Source organism: Pseudoalteromonas sp. S558 (genome assembly GCF_005886635.1).
Lineage (GTDB): Bacteria > Pseudomonadota > Gammaproteobacteria > Enterobacterales > Alteromonadaceae > Pseudoalteromonas > Pseudoalteromonas aliena.
The window spans coordinates 1-3229 of sequence record NZ_PNDU01000188.1 but is presented as its reverse complement, the minus strand read 5'-3'; the positions used below and the strand labels follow the sequence as shown (position 1 = coordinate 3229).

At 37.5% G+C, this 3229-nt stretch carries 4 protein-coding genes; all 4 read right to left on the bottom strand.

What is annotated here, in order from left to right; translation table 11 throughout:
- Positions 1 to 175 precede the first annotated feature (175 nt).
- The 4 genes from CWB66_RS13355 to CWB66_RS13340 all read right to left on the bottom strand — a co-directional run bounded on the left by CWB66_RS13355 (position 176) and on the right by CWB66_RS13340 (position 2881).
- The gene (locus CWB66_RS13355) at positions 176 to 1873 is read right to left on the bottom strand and encodes an amidohydrolase (protein WP_138585756.1); all 1698 of its coding nucleotides are present in this window, start codon (positions 1871 to 1873) and stop codon (positions 176 to 178) included.
- A 125-nt stretch (positions 1874 to 1998) separates the two neighbouring features.
- Positions 1999 to 2235 (bottom strand): EF-hand domain-containing protein, encoded by a 237-nt coding sequence (locus CWB66_RS13350; RefSeq protein ID WP_077535814.1) that lies wholly within the window; start codon positions 2233 to 2235, stop codon positions 1999 to 2001.
- A gap of 160 nt (positions 2236 to 2395) precedes the next feature.
- Positions 2396 to 2623: a hypothetical protein gene (locus CWB66_RS13345; RefSeq protein WP_138585755.1), complete on the bottom strand. Its 228-nt coding sequence runs from the start codon at positions 2621 to 2623 to the stop codon at positions 2396 to 2398.
- Positions 2624 to 2647: 24 nt separating this feature from the next.
- Entirely contained in the window at positions 2648 to 2881 is a 234-nt protein-coding gene (locus tag CWB66_RS13340) for an EF-hand domain-containing protein (protein WP_138585754.1), read from the bottom strand.
- Positions 2882 to 3229 lie beyond the last annotated feature (348 nt).

Genomic DNA, 3229 nt, shown 5'->3' with positions numbered 1-3229 from the left:
TTGCAGCAGTACGTTTGCTATTTAGGCAAGGCAGATCTTATGTCTTGTTTGTTATTCCCCATAAACAGGCGATAACGCAGTATAAATGTCAAACCTCGCGCCGCGATTAAATCGTCCCTAGATTGAACAAATTTCAATCCACAAAGGTCAACACGCCCTAACCCTTTTTTAGTTTTTATTTATCGATAGTCTGTTCGGTTGTATCTTTTTTATAACGAAGAGTACCTGCAATCCATGTTTGCAATACGTTTGTTTTATAAATTTCACTAACGGGTACTTTAAAGTAGTCTTTATCTATCAAAATAAAATCAGCCCATTTACTTTGCTCTAAGCTACCAATCTTAAATTCTTGATGTGCCGCATATGCGCCCCCTAAAGTAAATGCACGTAGCGCATCTTCCCTGCTTAATATTTCGCTTGCACGCCAACCGCTGTCAGGAAGCTGGCTATGATCCATGCGCGTTATAGCAGAATAGAGCCCATCAAAAGGGTTTGCCAACTCGACGGGGTAATCAGATCCTGCTGCGACAACCGATCCTTGCTGTAAAAATGTTTGCCAAGCGTAAGCGCCGCTTAATTGTTTGTCGGTTAAGCGTTGCTCCGCCATGTGCATATCAGATGTTGCATGTACGGGTTGCATGGATGGAATTATTTTTAAAGCCTTAAAGCGAGGTATATCATCGGGTGTCACTATTTGTGCATGCTCTATTCGGTTTCGTAGCAATATACCCCCTGTTTTTTTGAATACATTTTGATAAGCATCAAGTACTATTTGGTTTGCCTTGTCGCCGATTGCATGAGTGTTTGCACTAAAACCTCGCTTAAAGCTTAGCGTAAATAATTCTTCAAGCTTTTCTTGAGTTTCGAGCATTAGGCCATGATGCCCAGCTCTGTCTGCATATTCTTCAATGAGTGCTGCACCACGAGAGCCAAGTGCGCCATCGGCGTATACTTTCACACTGCGGATTGACATAAAGTCGTTCGCATCTTTGTATCTGCCAGCTTTTAACATTACTTTTAGATCAGGGCTCGCGCCACTTAACATAGCAACAATACGCAGAGGTAAATTACCTAGTTCGCTGCGATTTTTGTAAACCTCCCAAGTGGCTTTATCAATTCCAGCGTCATGGGTCGATGTAATTCCTAAACTGAGTAAATGCTCGCCTGCTGCATCAAGTGAATCGCTAATATTTTGTTTTGAAGGCGCAGGCATATGTTGAGTTATTAATGATTCCGCTTTATCGATAAATATGCCAGTAGGATTCCCAAATTCATCTTTAATTATTTCGCCGCCATTTGGCGCAACGGTTTGCGCGGTAATACCGGCAAGTTCAAGTACTTTTGAGTTAACCCATATAGCATGGCCATCCACTCTGGAAAGTACAACGGGTTGGTTATTTACTACATTATCTAAATCGGTAGCAGTAGGAAAACCTGTGTTGTGCCAAAGCTCTTGGTTCCAGCCTCGGCCAATAATCCAGCCTTGTTTATTGGCTGCAAACTTTTTTAATTTGTCGGTAATTTCGTTAACAGACTTTGCGCCACGTAGATCTAGTTGCGATAAATTATTGCCCAAGCCAATAACATGGCCATGTGCATCAACTAAGCCAGGTAATAGTGTATTACCTTTTGCATCAATGAGTTCTGCATTGGGGAAGCTGTTTTTTAGTTTGTCGTCGCCTATTTTTACCACTTTGCCATCTTTAATAACTAAGGTCGAAAACTGCTGTATTTCACCTTTTTGCATTTTACTCTTATACAAAGGTGTATAGCCATTAGCGTTATAGATAACTTTTGTTTGTGCGATAGCATAATGTGAGCTTGCACAAAGGCTGGCGAATATGAGTGGTTTGATTATTTTTATGAGTGACATAGCTGCTTAATTTTTATTGTTAATTAACCTACATTAACAAACTCACTTTTGGAATACCAATGAATTGACTAGGCGTGCTTTAAGGCTTATTTCTTTGTGTAACTTGTTTGTGTCATTATAAATATTCAGTAAAGATTATTGGTTAAGTAATTTTTGAATTCGATTAATGAAATTTGTCTATTTTGATCTTTATCCCAGATCACAAACATACTCAGTAGATGTGGTTGAGGCTCAAGTTCGTCATAAGTTAAGTAACCGCTTTTATTAATGTCGAGGTGATCAAAACGTTGTTTTACATCAAGTGCGGAGGCATTAAAGCTCAACAGTATTAAAATGCTCGTAATAAAGGGGAGTATCTTCATGGTATTCCTTCCAAAAGATTATTAGTAATTTAAAAAAGTAGGTAAAGCATTTGCCATAATTTAACTCCCAACAATAAATCCTTTTACACATTCCCTCAGGGATTATGGCAAATGCTTTAATTCACTTTACTTGATAAAACCTTAAGTAAAACTTAACCTGTTAAGGTTTAAAGCTTCCAAACTCACTTTTAGAGATCATGTCATCATCATTTTTGTCTAAATCAGCAAATTGTTTCATCACTACTTTATCTTGCGTTGCTTCACTAATTGATATTTTACCATCCATGTCTTTATCTAAATGGGCAAAACGCACATTCGTTGGTGATGCTAAAGCAGTGGCACTCACTGCTAAAAAAATTAATGAAAAAGCAGCTATAAGTTGTTTCATAATCACATTCCTTATTAAATGAGCTTATTGGATAAATTGTTTAAATTCGTTTAGTGACAATTGACCATCTTGATTTGTGTCTATTTGCGAAAAATTTTCATGCAATACGGCATCTTCACCTGCTTCAGCTTCGCTCAATGTACCGTTACTATCTTTATCAAGTTCGTTAAAAGTCGCGTGAACATCCATAGCGTACGCGTTAGCAGCCAATAGACTTAATGCTAGTAATGATGAAGTTACTAAAATACGGTTGTTCATAATTATTTCCTTATTGCATATAGTAATTACCCTTAATACAAAAAGGGTGCCAGTAATTATTTTAGCTAATTTTCAATTGGTTAGGTTTTAAAGGCACAATAGATAAGAAAAAATTACTGACTCTAATGTAATTTTTGTGTGCTTGTTACTGCACAATTTTATGAGTTTGAGCGTGGTTTTATTAACGTTAAATAGACACATATATAAATAACCTGAACTCTGGATAATAAATCTATCTCGAGCGGCTATTTTCAGCGCTAACTGCGTTGAATTTACTTGCAATAGGCCCGCTATTGACGCGTAAATTAGCCTTGTTTCCACTGAAAATCTCTGGCTAGAGAAAATAAT